Raw genomic sequence first — 15,261 nt, forward strand, 5'->3', positions numbered from 1 at the left:
GTTCGGCCAACCGCCTTTGCAACCCTTTGTTAACCCTTGCCGCCGGAGAGTCGCCCTGTTGCGCGGATGAGCGTCCGCGGCGGTCGGAGGCGTGTGGCGATGGCGAATTCCTATGTGGACGGCAAGGTGCGCGACGCGCTGGTGGCGGCCAAGGGGAGCCGGGCGACCGCGCAAAAACTACTGATGACCTGGGCGGTCGAGGACCCGCAGCTCCTGCTGGGCATCTCGCAGCCCTTCCTGAAGGCCATCGCCGCGGCGGCGATCGAGCGGGGCGTCCGCCCGTCGGCGTCCAGCCGGTCTGCGCCCGCGCAGCCGGGCCGGTCCCGCAGTTCCGTGGATTCCGCGCTGAGCAAGGAGGCGCTGGCCGACGTGCTGAGCCGCCTCGGCCGCGACCCCGATGAGGACGCACCGGCGCCGCGCGGCCGCGCCGGCTCAGCCGCTCCGGTCAAGTCCGCCACCATGGTGGTTCCCGCCGGCAAGGGCGGGCAGGGCGGCGTCACCCATGAGAAGGCGATGATGACCCTCGCCAAGGCCTTCGTGGCGAAGAAGATGCGCTGAGGCCCGGAGCGGGGGTTTGCTCCGCCGGGCTTATTGCTCCGCCGCGGTCATCATCCGTTCGATCCAGCCCGGCTGCCGCGGTTCCGGCCGGATGTCCGGCGGGGGGCTCGCCAAGGCGGTGTGGCCGTTGCGGTGCGGGTCGGGGATGTGGTGGCAATCCACGTCGGCCAGAGTCTTGTAGCAATAGAGGCGGGAGCGGTCGACGTAGACCTTCTCCGGGCAATAGTGCCCGGTTTCGGAGAAGGACACGGACGAGCAGTCGCGCCCGGTCGCCGCGGACACCACATGATCGCCGAGCGTTTTCTTGGTGCTGGTGACGGAGGCGAGATCGGCGCCGAGGCTGGCGACCATCATCGGCCCGCTGCAGGCACCGAGCGGAAGGACCGCCAGCGCCACCATCGCGATTGACTGAGCGAGCCTCATTCCCCTTGCACCCCGTCCCGTGTTCGAGTCCGATTCCAGGCACACCTCATTAAAAAGCCGTGAATCAGCGCAGCAGCGTGCAGATTCGCGACCGGCACTGCACCAGCACGAAGGTGTCCTTGTCCTCCGTGCAGCCCACCTTGAACACGGTCTGGCCGGAGCGGCCGGTGACGTAGCTCATCACCTCGACCTTGGCGGGCGTGCAGTTGCCCAGCGACTTGGCGGCCTCCTTCGCCTCGGCCTGCCCGGCGGAGACGTTGGCGGCCCGGGCCGTCGGCGACACCGACAGGCAAAGCGCGAGGGCGCCAAGGGCAGCGAGGCGGGGAGCGGTGACGCGCATGGCCGGATCGTTGGGCTGGTGGGTGCTGGAGAAGTTTATGGCACGGGCGGCGTGAATTCGGTTGTGCAAAAGTGGTAACCGCGGGGCTCACGCGCTTGTCGCGGGCTCGGCGTGCCGATGGGACAGGAAGAAGCGCAGCATCTCCCGCGCGGCGTCCGGCCCCTGCGGGTCGGTGTAGGTGCCGTCCGGGCTGCCGCCGGACCAGGCGTGGCCGCTGCCGTGGACGGTCCACTGCTCGAACAGCGTCGCTCCGTCGCGGTCCCTGTGGACGGTGCGGGTGAAGCCGCGCCCGCCGGGGGCCTGCCCGTCCTCGGTCGTCGCGGTCAGCCCCTCCGCGTTGGCGGTGGCCTGGGCCATCACATGATCGCCGTTGCGCGGGTGCACGACCTTGTCCGCGTCGCCGTGGAAGACGATGGCCGGCACCACCGGAGCCCCGACCGCCGGACGCTGGCCGGGCGAGGAGCCGGCCTTCATCGCCAGCAGGGCGGACGGAACGCCGCTGGCCGAGCCGTAGGGCAGGCCGGAATGGACGCCCACCGCGGCGAACAGGTCGGGATGGGTCATCGCCAGAACCATCGCGGCGGAGCCACCCGCCGAAATTCCGGCGACGTAGACGCGCTGCGGATCGGCTCCCAGTTCCGCCAGGACCTGCCGGGCCGCTCCGGCCATCAGCGCCGGTTCGCCGCGGTCACGGCGCTGGTGGTCGGGGTTGAACCAGTTCCAGCACTTCTTGTCGTTCGCCGCCGGGGTCTGCTCCGGGTAGAGGACGAGGCAGCCGGCCTCCTCGGCCAGCCGGTTCATGCGGGTGCCGACGGCGAAGTCCTCCGGCGACTGGGTGCAGCCGTGCAGCATGACCAGCAGCGGGCGCGGTCCCGTCGCCCCCTTCGGTACGAACAGCCGATAGGCGAGCGAGCCGGAGTCGTCGGTGAAGACCCCGGATTCCATCGGCTCCGTCACCGGCACCGGTCTCGGCGGGGGCGGCGGGACGGGCGCGCCGCGGCGGAACAGCTTGCCGATGAGGCGGCGGAGGAACGCGGCGGCGCGGGCCAGGGCCGGGCGGGGCCGGGCGGTATCGGTCACGGTCGGCGGCTCCGGGGTCGTTCGGGAGAAAAAGTGGCGGGCGGATGGTACGGGAGGGTGGCGGGGGAGGACAACCGGCATGGCGGTTTGCGCCGGGGCGCCAACTGCGCTAACCATCCGGTTCCGCGCAAGCGTCCATCTCGCAAGCGTCAAGGTGGCCCGACCGTTATGAGCACCGATATCACCCTCGTCCTGGGCGGCGCCCGCTCCGGCAAGAGCCGCTACGCCGAGGGGCTGGTGACTGCATCGCCCGGCCCGCGGGTCTACATCGCCACGGCCGAGATCTGGGACTCCGAGATGGCCGACCGCGTCGCCCGCCACAAGGAGGACCGCGGCCCCGGCTGGACGACGGTGGAGGAGCCTCTGGACCTGCCCGGCGCGCTGCGCCGCCACGCCGGCGCCGGGACGGGCGTGCTGGTCGATTGCCTGACGCTGTGGCTGTCCAACCTGATGATGGCCGACGCCGACGTGCCCGCCCGTTCCGCCGACCTGCTGGCCGCCCTGGCGGCGGTGGAGGGGCGGGTGGTGCTGGTCTCCAACGAGGTGGGGCTGGGCATCGTGCCGGACAACGCGCTGGCCCGCCGCTTCCGCGACCATGCGGGGCGGCTGCACCAGGACATCGCCGCCGTGGCCCAGCGGGTGGCCTTCGTCGCCGCCGGGCTGCCGCTGCTGCTGAAGGGAGAGACACCATGACCGAAGACGCCGACCAGAACGAACGCCACGTCGAGAAGATGAAGCGGCGCAAGGCGCTGCACGACCGGGTGATGGCCAGCAAGACGCAGGAGAAGGGCCTGCTGATGGTCAACACCGGCAACGGCAAGGGCAAGTCCACCGCCGCCTTCGGCCTGATCCTGCGCGCCGCCGGGCACGGCATGCGGGTGGGCGTGGTGCAGTTCGTCAAGGGCGCCTGGTCCACCGGCGAGACGGTGGCGCTGGAGCGCTTCGACGACCTCGTGGACTTTTACACGATGGGCGAGGGCTTCACCTGGGAGACCCAGGACCGCGAGCGCGACATCGCCGCCGCCAAGGCCGCCTGGGCCAAGGCGCAGGAACTCATGGCCGATCCCCAGTACGGCCTGATCGTGCTCGACGAGCTGAACATCGTGCTGCGCATGGGCTATCTGCCGGTGGAGGAGGTGCTTCCGGTGCTGACCGGGCGGCGCGAGGGCTTGCATGTGCTGGTCACCGGCCGCACCGCCAAGCCGGAGCTGATCGAGGCCGCCGACCTCGTGACCGAGATGACGTTGGTCAAGCACCCCTTTCAGGCGGGCATCAAGGCCCAGCCGGGCATCGAGTTCTGAGCCATGGCCGCAGCGAAGGTCCTCCCTCGCGCGATCATGCCGCGCGCGATCATGCTTCAGGGCACCGGGTCCGACGTCGGCAAGTCGCTGCTGGTGGCCGGGCTGTGCCGGGCGCTGGTCCGCCGCGGCCTGACCGTGCGGCCCTTCAAGCCGCAGAACATGTCCAACAACGCCGCGGTCACCGCCGACGGCGGCGAGATCGGGCGCGCCCAGGCGCTCCAAGCGCGGGCCTGCGGGGTGGCCCCGTCCGTCCACATGAACCCGGTGCTGCTGAAGCCGCAGTCGGACGTCGGGTCCCAGGTGGTGGTGCGCGGCGTCGTGGCGGGCACTGCACGGGCCGGCGACTACCAGTCGCGCAAGGGGCAGCTTCTCCCCACCGTGCTTGACAGCTTCGAGCGGCTGAAGGCCGAGGCCGACGTGGTGGTGGTCGAGGGGGCGGGCAGCCCGGCCGAGGTCAATCTCAGGGCCGGCGACATCGCCAACATGGGCTTCGCCACCGCGGCGGGCGTGCCGGTGGTGCTGGTCGGCGACATCGATCGCGGCGGGGTGATCGCCAGCCTCGTCGGTACCCACGCCCTGATCCCGCCGGAGGAGCGGGCGCTGGTCGCCGGCTTCCTCATCAACAAGTTCCGCGGTGACGTGCGGTTGTTCGACGGCGGCCTGTCGGTTATCGCGGAGCGCACGGGCTGGCCGAGCTTCGGCGTCGTGCCCTGGCTGGCCGACGCCGCCCTGCTGCCGGCGGAGGACGCGGTGGCGCTGGACACCTGGAAGACACGCGCCGGAGGGCGGCTGCGCGTCGCCGTGCCGATGCTGTCGCGCATCGCCAACTTCGATGATGTCGACCCGCTGGCCCAGGAGCCGGACGTGGCCCTGTCCATGGTGCCGCGCGGCCAGCCCCTGCCGGGCGACGCCGATCTGGTCATCCTGCCGGGCAGCAAAGCGACCATCGCCGATCTGGCGGTGCTGCGCGCCCAGGGCTGGGACGTCGATCTGGCCGCCCATCGCCGTCGCGGCGGGCGGGTGCTGGGAATCTGCGGCGGCTACCAGATGCTTGGCCGCCGCATCGCCGATCCGGACGGCATCGAGGGACCGCCGGGCGAGGCCGAGGGGCTGGGCCTGCTGGACGTGGACACCGTGCTGAAGGGGCCTAAGGTGCTGGAAGAGGCGACCGGTGTCGATACCGCCACGGGGGCCGCGGTCGCTGGCTATGAGATGCACATGGGCCGCACGGAGGGGGCGGACCGCGCCCGCCCGATGCTGACCCTGACGGGCGGGCAGACCGACGGCGCGGTGTCCGCCGACGGGCGGGTGATGGGCTGCTACCTGCACGGCCTGTTCGGGGCGGACGGCTTCCGCGCCGCCTTCCTGACGGGGCTGGGGGCCGAGGCGTCCGGCCAATCCTACGTCGCGACAGTCGAAGAGGCGCTCGACCGCATCGCCGCCCGGCTGGAGGAGCATGTGGACATCGACGCCCTACTGGCCGCCGCCCGGTGAGCGGCGGCTTCATGAAACGGATTTCATGATCCCGCAACGCTGGGGTCAGGCGGGGGGCGCTACAACTGCAGTCATTGACGACGTTTGATTACTGGCGAGTCATCCACCGGCGGTTCCCGCCGCCGGCCACACACGATCCGGAATGTTCCCGCATACCCTCGGATCGTTTCTTGCGGCGGTGTGCATAGGGTTTTTGCCTTGGATCGGCGTCCCCCGCCCAGGCTTCCCCCCAAACCCTTGCACACCGCCGTCTTCTTTTCCCCTCCCAGCCTTTATCGGAAACCGCCGCGCTTGACGCGGAGCCCCATCGGCGGGCTTGAATGGGTGCCACAGGCCCCCGTATCCCCGCTGCTGAGACTCCATTCCCGTGCGTCCCGTCGTTCTCTTCCCCCTGTTCCGCCCGGTGACGGCGCTCCCCGGCCTCGGTCCCCGGCTGGGCAAGCTCGTCGAAAAGCTGGCCGGTCCGCAGGTCGTGGACCTGCTGTGGCACCTGCCGTGCGGTGTCATCGACCGCCGCTACGCCCCGAAGATCGCCGAGGCGCCGAACGGGCGGATCGCCACCATGACGGTGCGCATCGATTCACACGCCGCTCCGCTCAACTCCCGCCATCCCTACAAGGTCCGCTGCACCGACGAGACGGGCGTGCTGGAGTTGATCTATTTCCATGTGAAGGGCGACTGGCTGGAACGGCAGATGCCGGTCGGCAAGACGGTGGTGGTGTCCGGCAAGGTCGAGTGGTTCCACGACACGCCGCAGATCACCCACCCCGACGCCGTGGTCCCGCTGGAGTCGAAGGACGAGATCGAGGCGGTGGAGCCGGTCTACCCGATGACCGCCGGGCTTCCGGCCAAGACGCTGCGCAAGGCCGTTCGAGCCATGCTGAACGATGTGCCGGAACTGCCGGAATGGCAGGACGCCGCGTGGCGCGCCCGCAACGGCTGGCCGACGTGGCACGAGTCGATCCGCCGCGCCCACACGCCGGAGGACGAGGCCGACCTCGCCCCGACCAACCCGATCCGCCGCAGGCTGGCCTATGACGAGCTGCTGTCGAATCAGCTCGCCCTGACGCTGGTCCGCATCCAGCAGCGTCGCCTGTCGGGCCGAGTCATCCAGGGCGACGGGCGGCTGCGCGCCAAGGTGGCCGCCGCGCTGCCGTTTTCCCTGACCAAGTCCCAGGCCGGCTCGCTGGAGGAAATCTACGAGGACATGGCGTCGGAGCGGCGGATGCTGCGCCTGCTCCAGGGCGACGTCGGCAGCGGCAAGACGGTGGTCGCGCTGATGGCGATGCTGAACGCGGTGGAGGCCGGCCATCAGGCCGCCCTGATGGCGCCCACCGAGATCCTGGCGCGCCAGCATGCCGAGAGCCTCGCCCCGCTGTGCAAGGCGGCGGGGGTTGACCTCGCCCTGCTGACCGGGCGTGACAAGGGCAAGGCGCGGCAGGCGGTGCTGGACCGGCTGGCCTCGGGCGAGCTGCCGCTGCTGGTCGGCACCCACGCGCTGTTCCAGGAGGACGTCGCCTTCAAGGATCTCGCCCTGGCGGTGATCGACGAGCAGCACCGCTTCGGCGTCCATCAGCGGCTCCAGCTCTCCGCCAAGGGGCGGGCGGTGGACGTGCTGGTGATGACGGCGACGCCGATCCCGCGCACGCTGACGCTCACCGCCTACGGCGACATGGACGTGTCGCGCCTGACCGAGAAGCCGGCGGGGCGCAAGCCGATCCAGACCGTGACCATCGCGCTCGACCGGCTGGAGGAGGTGGTGCACGGCATCCACCGCAAGGTGCAGGAGGGCGCGCGGGTCTATTGGGTCTGCCCGCTGGTCGACGAATCGGAACAGACCGACCTCGCCGCCGCGACGGAGCGCCACGCCTTCCTGCGCGCCACCTTCGGCGACCGGGTGGGGCTGGTGCATGGCAAGATGCGCGGGCCGGACAAGGACGCCGTCATGGCCGCCTTCCAGGCCGGGAACCTGGACGTCCTGGTCGCCACCACGGTCATTGAGGTCGGCGTGAACGTGCCCGAGGCCACCGTCATGGTGATCGAGCACGCCGAGCGCTTCGGCCTCGCCCAGCTTCACCAGCTCCGCGGCCGGGTGGGGCGTGGCGAGAAGCCGTCGTCCTGCCTGCTGATGTTCGACCCGCAATTGACGGAGACGGCGCGCGCCCGCCTGAAGACGATGCGCGACACCGAGGACGGCTTCGTCATCGCGGAGGAGGACTTGCGGCTGCGCGGCGCGGGGGAGGTGCTGGGCACCCGCCAATCGGGCCTGCCCGAGTTCCGCATGGCCGATCTGGCGGTGCACGGCGATCTGCTGGCCGCCGCCCGCGACGACGCGAAGCTGATCGTGGACCGCGATCCGGACTTGGCCGGCGAGCGCGGTCAAGCGCTGCGCACCCTGCTGTACCTGTTCGAGCGGGATGCCGCCGCAAAGACGTTGCGGTCGGGGTAGTAGCGCAGAACAAGACCCCGTTTTCATGGGCGCAAACCATTGATTTTGCTCGGTCCGATCAAAATCTTGATCGGCGCCTCAAGTCTGTTCTCCGGCAAGCTTCTCAAGCCTGACGTGCGCGCGCTTTTTCGCGTGAGCCTGCCCGTCGCCGGGTCCCCAAAGAGTGCCTCTCTTTCAATGCATCACCACTGCCAAGTCGGCAGGAGAAATGCTCGTCTACACTTCTTCAACGAAATGCGATGCATACGCAAATACTCAAATAATTTGTGTCTGTGTCTAATGATTAGATAACTAATGGTTGGTGCACGTTTGTGTTTTTCCCTTGAAAATTGTCTTCCTGTCGGCTAATGATGAATCCTCATCAATGGAATCATAAATTGAATAAGGAGTTCGTCATGGCTGTGATTATTGGAACGGCGGGCGCGGATTATCTGCCTGGAACCACCGGTGATGATAGTATTGTTGGCCTTCAGGGGAACGACGAAATATACGGCGGCGGCGGAGATGACTGGATCTACGCCGATGATGGAAACGATTACGCTGATGGCGGCTGGGGACGGGATCGTGTTTACGGGAACAACGGCAACGATACGATCCTTGGCGGAGGTGCAGCTTCCGGATTGAGCAATGCCGATACGCTATATGGCGGATCTGGTAATGATTTATACTATCACGACTTTGCTCTTGGCGGAATTACCGTCGTTGATGATCTATCAGGGAATGAGTTCAATAATTCTGACTTTCTTTACATGGTGAATGCCACATCGCTCACGGTGACTTGGGGCGATGATCGATCCACATTTTACATTTACCAGAGCGGCGAGCTTAACGATGGCAGCTTCGACAATGGCATTATGATTCGCGGAATGCTGACGAATCTCGGAAACGATGGTGTTGGTACCATTGAGGGAGCCGCAGTCAACGGATCGCTCGTCAGCGGCTGGGGCGCTCTCGCGCACTCGTCATGGAACAGCCTGTTCACCTGAGTGATTCTTGGAAGAGAGTAATTGAATATTAACAATATTGATCAACGCTTGTACGCAGGTCGCGTGAGAAATTCAAAGCGCCTTGTCGGCTGGGCGTTGATCAATGTTTGGTTTTGGTAAGATGCGTCCTGAATTTATTAACGCATATGTGTGTGGTTTTGCGTGTGACTGGCGTCTTCATGATCCTTTTTGTTTATAATTTGCGCAATGCCACTTTTCCTAACTGGCGAGGAATCCGGCGATGAGCATTTCCGATGTCTCCTCACAACTGGGCGGATCAATCCAACGCACATCGTCTTCCGTTCCGTCTCCGTCCGCTTCGTCGGCGTCAGGAGGCGGAGCAGGGCGGGCGATCGGTGGGACCACCGGAGGGATTGCGGACAGTGTGTCGTTGAGCCCTCTGGCCTCTTCTCTGCGTGATGAGTCTTTGACCGCGTTCAATGCGCTGTCTGCTGAAACACGGACGCAGTTGTCGTCGTTGGTCGACAGCGGCAAGCTGACCGGCGAAGACGTCCATAATGCGCTCAAACAGCGGCTCAAAGAGTCCCGTCTCACGGCGTACTCGGCGACGTTTCGCATGGCTCACAATGATAATGCGGGGCTTTTCTCCAGCGACGACACCACGTCGGATGATTTCAGAAAAGCTCTCAGCGCGACCAGTGCGAAGCGAGAGGAGCTTATGGGAAAGCTGTCCCTGCTGGATCAGCGTGGTCAGGGAGCGTCGGAGCAGTATGGAGAGATATCGACCTCACTGATGGCGCAGGGCACCAACCCGGCGCTGTTGCTTGCTCAATCCGGTAACCAGCGTATGATTCTGGATCCCTTCCAGGGCTTCAGCATCACGCAGCCTGCCGACTCGCGGATGGCGTACACACGCAAGGAAGCCGATGCGGCTTATAAGTTGAAGGACGCCGGGGTTGACCTGTCCTCCATTGACAAGGCCCTTCGCTCCCTCGGAGAGCGTGATGCGGCTTCTCTGATTGCCGAGCGGACGGGGCAGCCATCCACCCATACGGTTGCGCAGGACCGTGAATTCACGTCGGACGATTCGTTGTTTCCCTCGATCTCCCTTCCTGCAACGCAAGCCAGGACGGACGCTCCGGTGATGGGCCAGCGGGTTCAATTGCGCGAAGAGGTCATGGCGGCGTGGGAAGCGATGCAGAAGAGCGGAGTTGGTGCTTTCGAGGACGCGAAATCCGCCCAGCAATACCGCGAAGGCATCCGTGTGAGCTACTGAGCGAGTTGAGGGGGCTGGTGCTGGTCAGGCGCTTTTGCGCTCCCGATCCAGCTTGTGAAGCTGCGGAGGGGGCTTGCGGTTCGGCGGGGTGACGATGCCGCCGGACATCACCAGCTTCAGCCCATCCTCCACCGTCATGTCCAGAACGGTCACCTCGCGCCGCGGCAGGATCGCCAGATAGCCGGCGGTCGGCGGGGCACAGGGGATGAAGACGTGCACCATCTCCTCCTCGGAGATCTTCTGGATCTCCGGATGGGCGGCGCCGGTGATGAAGCCCAGCGACCAGATGCCGTGGCGCGGGAACTCCACCAGGACCACCTCGCGGAAGGCCTTGGACTTCTTGGCGAGCACCGTCTCGACGATCTGCTTGACCGCCCCGTAGACGGAGCGGACGACCGGCATGCGCTCCACCACGCCTTCGCCGATGCGCACCACCAGCCGCCCGACATAGCCGGCGGCGAAGGCGCCGATCAGGGTCAGCACGATGATCAGCGTCAGCACCCCGATGCCGGGGATCGAGAAGGGCAGATAGTTTTCCGGGTTGTAGGCGGAGGGGATCAGCGGGCGCACATGCCCGTCGATGAAGGCCAGCAGCCACCAGCCGAGATAGACCGTGACCGCGATCGGCGCCGTCACCAGAACGCCCGCCAGGAAATAGGCGCGCAGCCGCCCCATCAGGCCGATGCCAGCGGGCCGGTGGGACGTGTTCTCGTCCGCCGCGCTCTGGCTGCTCTGCTCGTTCCGATCCACCGCCCCACCCCCGAAAATCCGACGCCCGGTATAGTGATACAGGACATGGGTCCTGCTCAATCCACAACGACGTATCGGATGGCGGGAAAGAGTCGCGGGAGAGCAAGCGAAGGAAACCCCTCCGGGGGGCTGGTCCGCCATCCCCACGCGCATCACATCGCTGAGGATGACCCATACCCCCCGCATCCTCTCGCTCGCCACGGCTCTGCCGCCCCATCGTCTCGACCAGGAGGAGGCCCTCGGCGTCGCACGGGCCGTCTTCGGACCGCGGATGCGCGACTTCGAACGGCTGGTGCCGGTCTTCGCCAACACCGGCATCGAGACGCGCCACGCGGTCATGCCCATCGACTGGTACATGGAGCCACGCGGCTGGCCGGAGCGCACCGCCGCTTTCCGTGACGGCGCCCTGGCCTTGCTGGAAGAGGCGGCGGGGCAGGCGCTGGCCCGCGCCGGTCTGAGGCCGCAGGAGGTGGATGCCATCGTCTGCGCCTCGACGACCGGCATCGCCACGCCCAGCCTGGAGGCGCTGCTGCTGGAACGCATGGGCTTCCGTCCCGATACGGTGCGTCTGCCGCTGTTCGGGCTGGGCTGCGCCGGCGGCGTGCTGGGACTGACCCGCGCCGGCCAGATCGCCCAGGCGATGGCGGGGCGGACGGTGCTGTTCCTGGTGGTGGAACTCTGCACGCTGGCCTTCCGCTCGGCCGAGGCGACCCCGACCAACGTCGTCGCCAGCGCCCTGTTCGCGGATGGCGCAGCGGCGGCGGTGCTGCGTGCCGATGCTGAGGGAGAGGGGCCGCGCCTTGTGGACGGTGCGGAGCACACTTGGCCGGGAACGCAGGACGTGATGGGGTGGCGGGTCGAGGATGACGGTCTCGGCGTGATCTTCAGCCAGAGCATCCCGGCGCTGATCCGCAACCGGCTGGAACCGGTCCTCGACGGCTTCCTGGAGCGGCGGCGGCTGGCCCGCGGCGACCTTGCCGGGTTGATCTGCCACCCCGGCGGCGCCAAGGTGCTGCACGCGCTGGAGGAGGTCTGCGCCCCGGTCTCCGCCGGGCTGGACGACGCTTGGGCGGTGCTGCGCCGCTGCGGCAACATGTCGGCGGCCAGCGTGATGTTCGTGCTGGAGCGGCGCATCGCGTCGGGCGCCCACGGCCCCCACCTGATGACCGCGCTCGGCCCCGGCTTCACCGCTGCGATGGCCCAGGTCAACCTCTAGGAGCGCTTGGAATGGAAACGCTGCCGCTGGGCTGGCCCCACGTCATTCTGCTGCTGGTCGCGGCCCAGCGTCTGGGCGAACTCGTCATCGCCCAACGCAACACGCGCCGCCTGCTAGCCGCGGGCGCGCAGGAGGTCGGGGCCGCCCATTACCCGCTGTTCGTCGGGCTGCACGCCGGATGGCTGGCCCTGCTGTTCGCCGTCGTTCCGGCGGACGCGCCGATCAACGGCTGGCTGCTCGCCCTGTTCGTGCTGTTGCAGGCTGGGCGGGTCTGGGTGATCGCCACGCTGGGGCGGTTCTGGACCACCCGCATCGTCACCTTGCCCGGCGCCCCGCTGGTGCGGCGCGGGCCGTTCCGCTGGGTCCGCCACCCCAACTATCTGGTCGTGGCGGGCGAACTGGCCGTGCTGCCCCTGGTCTTCGGGGCATGGTGGATCGCGGTGCTGACCACGCTGCTGAACGTGCCGCTGACCCTGCACCGCATCCGTGTCGAGGACGGCGCGCTGTCCGGACGGCGCGCGCTCAGGTCAGCAGGAAGCACAGCATCGTGACGCAGCCGGCGATGGCCGCCCCGTCGAGGTGGTTCGGAAAGGCATGCCAGAAGGACTCGCGGGACTCCGGCTCCGAGCGATCCATCTCGTCCAGCCACAGGCCGGCGGGCAGGCCGCCGTTGGCGCGCTCCGCCAGGGCGCCGGACAGATGGGCCATCGACACCGCCAGATAGCAGAACTTCACGAAGTTCAGGACGAAGTACATCGGCCCGCCGGCCTCGGCGATGGGGTCGGTCACGCCGCCCATCGCCGCCACGGCGGTCGCCATGGCGATGGCCGCGGCGAAGGGGATGGCGACGACCGACAGCAGGCGCTGCGAATCCACGCGGCCGGCATAAGGGATCAGGCTGCGGGGAACGGGGCCGGAGGGCAGTTGGAACGACATGGCTCTCTCAATTCCGGTGGGCGCGTCCCGTCCGTTCTGCCGCTTTCAGGGTTAACGGGACGTTAGCGACACCCGTTCGAGGGAGGCGGTTCCACCTTTGCGCAGGCCCGGCTATGCTCAGGGTTGTGCTTGAGGGTGGCTGTCAGAAAAGGATGTGGCCCCGTGCCTGTTGACGCTGGACTGTCCCGGCTGGATGCGATCACGCTGTTGAGCCCACTGTCCGCGGAGGAGCGCGTCGCCCTGGCGCGCCAGTGCCGCTGGCGCCGCTTCCACGCCGGCGAGCAGATCATCGACCACCAGGGAGAATCGCGGGACGTCGTGCTGGTGGTCCACGGGCGCGTGCGGGTGTTGAGCCATTCCCCGGCGGGTCGCGAGATCAGCTTCGACGACATCGAGGCCGGCGGCTTCCTGGGAGAGATGGCGGCCATCGACGGGCTTCCCCGCTCGGCCTCCGCGATGGCTTTGGAGGAGGGAACCCTGATCGCCTTCCTGGCACCCCAACCCTTTCAGGAATTGGTGTCCGGCCACCCGGAACTCGCCATGGCGGTGATGCGGCGGCTGTGCCGGGTCGTCCGCATCGCCACCGACCGGGTGATGGAACTGTCCACGCTGGGGGCCAACAACCGTGTCCACGCCGAGTTGCTGCGGCTCGCCAAACGCGGGCGGGTGGAAGGGGCGACGGCGGTGATCGCTCCGATTCCCATCCACGCCGACATCGCCAGCCGGGTCAGCACCGCACGCGAGACGGTCGCCCGCGTGCTGAACGATCTTGCCCGCGATGGGCTGGTGGAGCGGCGGGCCGACGCGCTGGTCGTGCGCGACCTGCACCGGTTGGAGGCGTTGGTGGAGGATGTCCGGGCCGGCGCGTGAGGGGATGGCGGCTGGAAAGGGCGTATCAGTCCGCCCGCCCGAGAACGGTCAGGATCAGGGCGCGAAGCGATTCGGGATCGTAGGGCTTGGGGAGGAAATGCCAGCCCGCGGCGCGGATCTCCGCCTGGGTGGCTGCGGACTCGTCGCCGGTGGTGATGATGACGGGCAGGGCGGAGCCGACGTCCTCCAGCACCGCCCGCACCGACTCCGGCGCCTTGCCGTGACGTCCCAGATGGTAATCGGCGACCAGGATGTCGGGGAGCGCCCCGCCATTCAGCGCGTCCAGGAGCGCGTCTGGCGTCGGGGCGCTGACCAGCACCATTCCCCAATCCTCGAACAAGGTTTCCATGCACAGGCACAGCACCATGTCGTCCTCAAGAAGGGCGACGGTCAGTGTGCCGGAGCTTGCGGATCGGCCGGCGAGGGGGGCGTCGGTCATGCGTTATCCAATGAACAGCGGGGAAACCGGTGAACAGCAGGACGGCGATATCGGCTGCCCGATACCGTCCGTCCAGCGTGTTTGGGAAAGCTGTTGCGGGGGTGGCCGCTGTCCGCTCCGTGGTCGGTCTGCTCAGTTATCTGTGCAGGTAATTAAGATTCTATATCGAACGGCGCGCCGACGCATTGTCATAGGTTAATCGGAAGGGAATATCTAAGAGGGTCGAAAAAACCGATCAGTCCCCCGCGCGCTTTCGGTCGGACTTGGCGTCCAAGGCGTGCTCCAGCTGTCTGGGCGCCTGGATCAGGTGCAGGTACAACTCGTCGAACTGGCCGACGGAGGCGAGCTGCTTCACATCGTGGACGGTGATCTGCTGTCCGGCCAGATCGATCAGCCCGATGTCGCGCAGCCGCCGGAGCGTCCGATTGATGTGGACGATGCTGAGCCCCAGCGCGTCGGCCAGGATTTCCTGGGTGACCGGCAGGGTGAAGCGTCCCTCCTCGACCAGCCCGACGATGCTCAACCGCCGCAGCAGTTCCACGATCAGGTGGGCCGTGCGCTCCAGCGCGGTGCGGCGGCCGACGCTGAGCAGGCGTTCGGCGATGATCGCCTCCTCCTTGGCGCCCGACCAGGCGAGGGCGGCGGCCAGACGGGGGAAGAGCTTGAACAGTTCGATGATTCGTTCCGGCTGGAAGTTGGCGACCTCCGCCGGGGTCAGGGTGGTGACGCCATGGTCCGCCGTCTCGAACAGGTTGCAGTAAAAGCCGATGATGTCCCCGGGCAGGACAAAATTGACAACCTGCCGCCGCCCATCGGGAAGCGCTTTGTGACGGATTGCCCAGCCTTTGCGCATCACTCGCACGCAACCGTAGCGTTCTCCCTGCTGGAGAAGATCAGAACGCGAACCGTGCCGGGTAACATTGCGCTCCAACTCGTTGAGGAAACTCTTCTCCTCGTCTGTCAGGCTCATGTAACTGGTTATCTTGCGCCCCAGTGGAGATGACGGTATGTTGGCCTGGGCGCGGGTCATTTCTGTTCCAGCCTTTGATCGTCCAATTGTTATGGCCCCGAAGCGAGTGCCACTGCCAGCCCAATTCCGGGCGGCCTCGAACGATTAAGCCAAACGATAAAACCATCTATAACATAGGTTAATGGGGGTTAGATTTTCTCGACCGGACAGGT

17 protein-coding genes are annotated in these 15,261 nt (G+C 67.2%); 10 read left to right on the top strand and 7 right to left on the bottom strand.

The window, feature by feature from the left end:
- The first annotated feature begins 99 nt into the window (after positions 1–99).
- Positions 100–558 carry a hypothetical protein gene (locus tag H1Q64_RS10505; RefSeq protein WP_237903446.1) on the top strand — a complete coding sequence of 153 codons (459 nt, stop codon included), beginning with the start codon at positions 100–102 and terminating at the stop codon, positions 556–558.
- A 30-nt stretch (positions 559–588) separates the two neighbouring features.
- On the opposite strand, the gene H1Q64_RS10510 is transcribed toward H1Q64_RS10505, so the two are convergent.
- The 3 genes from H1Q64_RS10510 to H1Q64_RS10520 all read right to left on the bottom strand — a co-directional run bounded on the left by H1Q64_RS10510 (position 589) and on the right by H1Q64_RS10520 (position 2,401).
- The gene (locus H1Q64_RS10510; RefSeq protein WP_237903447.1) at positions 589–981 is read right to left on the bottom strand and encodes a hypothetical protein; all 393 of its coding nucleotides are present in this window, start codon (positions 979–981) and stop codon (positions 589–591) included.
- A 64-nt stretch (positions 982–1,045) separates the two neighbouring features.
- Positions 1,046–1,321 (bottom strand): hypothetical protein, encoded by a 276-nt coding sequence (locus tag H1Q64_RS10515; protein WP_137114602.1) that lies wholly within the window; start codon positions 1,319–1,321, stop codon positions 1,046–1,048.
- Positions 1,322–1,408: 87 nt separating this feature from the next.
- Positions 1,409–2,401, bottom strand: a complete 993-nt coding sequence (locus H1Q64_RS10520; RefSeq protein WP_237903448.1) for an alpha/beta hydrolase family esterase — start codon at positions 2,399–2,401, stop codon at positions 1,409–1,411.
- Between the two features lie 168 nt (positions 2,402–2,569).
- Here H1Q64_RS10520 and cobU point away from each other — a divergent pair, with 168 nt between their 5' ends.
- The 6 genes from cobU (at position 2,570) to H1Q64_RS10550 (ending at position 9,868) form a co-directional block, all read left to right on the top strand.
- The gene (cobU, locus tag H1Q64_RS10525) at positions 2,570–3,094 is read left to right on the top strand and encodes a bifunctional adenosylcobinamide kinase/adenosylcobinamide-phosphate guanylyltransferase (protein ID WP_237903449.1); all 525 of its coding nucleotides are present in this window, start codon (positions 2,570–2,572) and stop codon (positions 3,092–3,094) included.
- A complete protein-coding gene (cobO, locus tag H1Q64_RS10530; protein ID WP_237903450.1) occupies positions 3,091–3,702 on the top strand; it encodes a cob(I)yrinic acid a,c-diamide adenosyltransferase in 612 nt (203 codons plus the stop codon). The genes cobU and cobO overlap by 4 nt, the downstream gene beginning before the upstream one ends.
- Positions 3,703–3,705: 3 nt before the next feature.
- Positions 3,706–5,196: a cobyric acid synthase gene (locus H1Q64_RS10535; protein WP_419468806.1), complete on the top strand. Its 1,491-nt coding sequence runs from the start codon at positions 3,706–3,708 to the stop codon at positions 5,194–5,196.
- A 367-nt stretch (positions 5,197–5,563) separates the two neighbouring features.
- Positions 5,564–7,645, top strand: coding sequence for an ATP-dependent DNA helicase RecG (gene recG / locus H1Q64_RS10540; RefSeq protein ID WP_237903451.1), 2,082 nt, complete (start codon positions 5,564–5,566; stop codon positions 7,643–7,645).
- 395 nt (positions 7,646–8,040) lie between these two features.
- On the top strand, positions 8,041–8,631 hold the full coding sequence (locus H1Q64_RS10545) for a calcium-binding protein (protein WP_237903452.1): 591 nt from the start codon (positions 8,041–8,043) through the stop codon (positions 8,629–8,631).
- A gap of 241 nt (positions 8,632–8,872) precedes the next feature.
- The gene (locus H1Q64_RS10550; protein WP_237903453.1) at positions 8,873–9,868 is read left to right on the top strand and encodes a hypothetical protein; all 996 of its coding nucleotides are present in this window, start codon (positions 8,873–8,875) and stop codon (positions 9,866–9,868) included.
- 24 nt (positions 9,869–9,892) lie between these two features.
- Here the strand turns inward: H1Q64_RS10550 and H1Q64_RS10555 are convergent, their stop codons facing one another.
- Positions 9,893–10,618: a DUF502 domain-containing protein gene (locus H1Q64_RS10555; protein ID WP_237903454.1), complete on the bottom strand. Its 726-nt coding sequence runs from the start codon at positions 10,616–10,618 to the stop codon at positions 9,893–9,895.
- A 166-nt stretch (positions 10,619–10,784) separates the two neighbouring features.
- Between H1Q64_RS10555 and H1Q64_RS10560 the strand changes: the two genes are divergently transcribed.
- Both H1Q64_RS10560 and H1Q64_RS10565 read left to right on the top strand, forming a co-directional pair.
- On the top strand, positions 10,785–11,834 hold the full coding sequence (locus H1Q64_RS10560) for a type III polyketide synthase (protein WP_237903455.1): 1,050 nt from the start codon (positions 10,785–10,787) through the stop codon (positions 11,832–11,834).
- Positions 11,835–11,845: 11 nt separating this feature from the next.
- Positions 11,846–12,385, top strand: coding sequence for an isoprenylcysteine carboxyl methyltransferase family protein (locus H1Q64_RS10565; protein ID WP_237903456.1), 540 nt, complete (start codon positions 11,846–11,848; stop codon positions 12,383–12,385).
- Here H1Q64_RS10565 and H1Q64_RS10570 read toward each other — a convergent pair.
- On the bottom strand, positions 12,357–12,770 hold the full coding sequence (locus H1Q64_RS10570) for a hypothetical protein (RefSeq protein ID WP_174451832.1): 414 nt from the start codon (positions 12,768–12,770) through the stop codon (positions 12,357–12,359). The two genes, H1Q64_RS10565 and H1Q64_RS10570, sit on opposite strands and share 29 nt — an antisense overlap.
- Positions 12,771–12,932: 162 nt before the next feature.
- On the opposite strand from H1Q64_RS10570, the gene H1Q64_RS10575 reads away from it, so the two are divergent.
- Complete coding sequence (locus tag H1Q64_RS10575; protein ID WP_237903457.1) at positions 12,933–13,640, top strand: Crp/Fnr family transcriptional regulator; 708 nt, start codon at positions 12,933–12,935, stop codon at positions 13,638–13,640.
- Between the two features lie 25 nt (positions 13,641–13,665).
- On the opposite strand, the gene H1Q64_RS10580 is transcribed toward H1Q64_RS10575, so the two are convergent.
- Positions 13,666–14,079, bottom strand: a complete 414-nt coding sequence (locus tag H1Q64_RS10580) for a response regulator (RefSeq protein ID WP_237903458.1) — start codon at positions 14,077–14,079, stop codon at positions 13,666–13,668.
- Positions 14,080–14,314: 235 nt separating this feature from the next.
- A complete protein-coding gene (locus H1Q64_RS10585; protein WP_237903459.1) occupies positions 14,315–15,049 on the bottom strand; it encodes a Crp/Fnr family transcriptional regulator in 735 nt (244 codons plus the stop codon).
- Positions 15,050–15,261 lie beyond the last annotated feature (212 nt).

Origin of the sequence: Azospirillum brasilense (genome assembly GCF_022023855.1) — a bacterium.
Classification (GTDB): Bacteria; Pseudomonadota; Alphaproteobacteria; order Azospirillales; family Azospirillaceae; genus Azospirillum; species Azospirillum brasilense_F.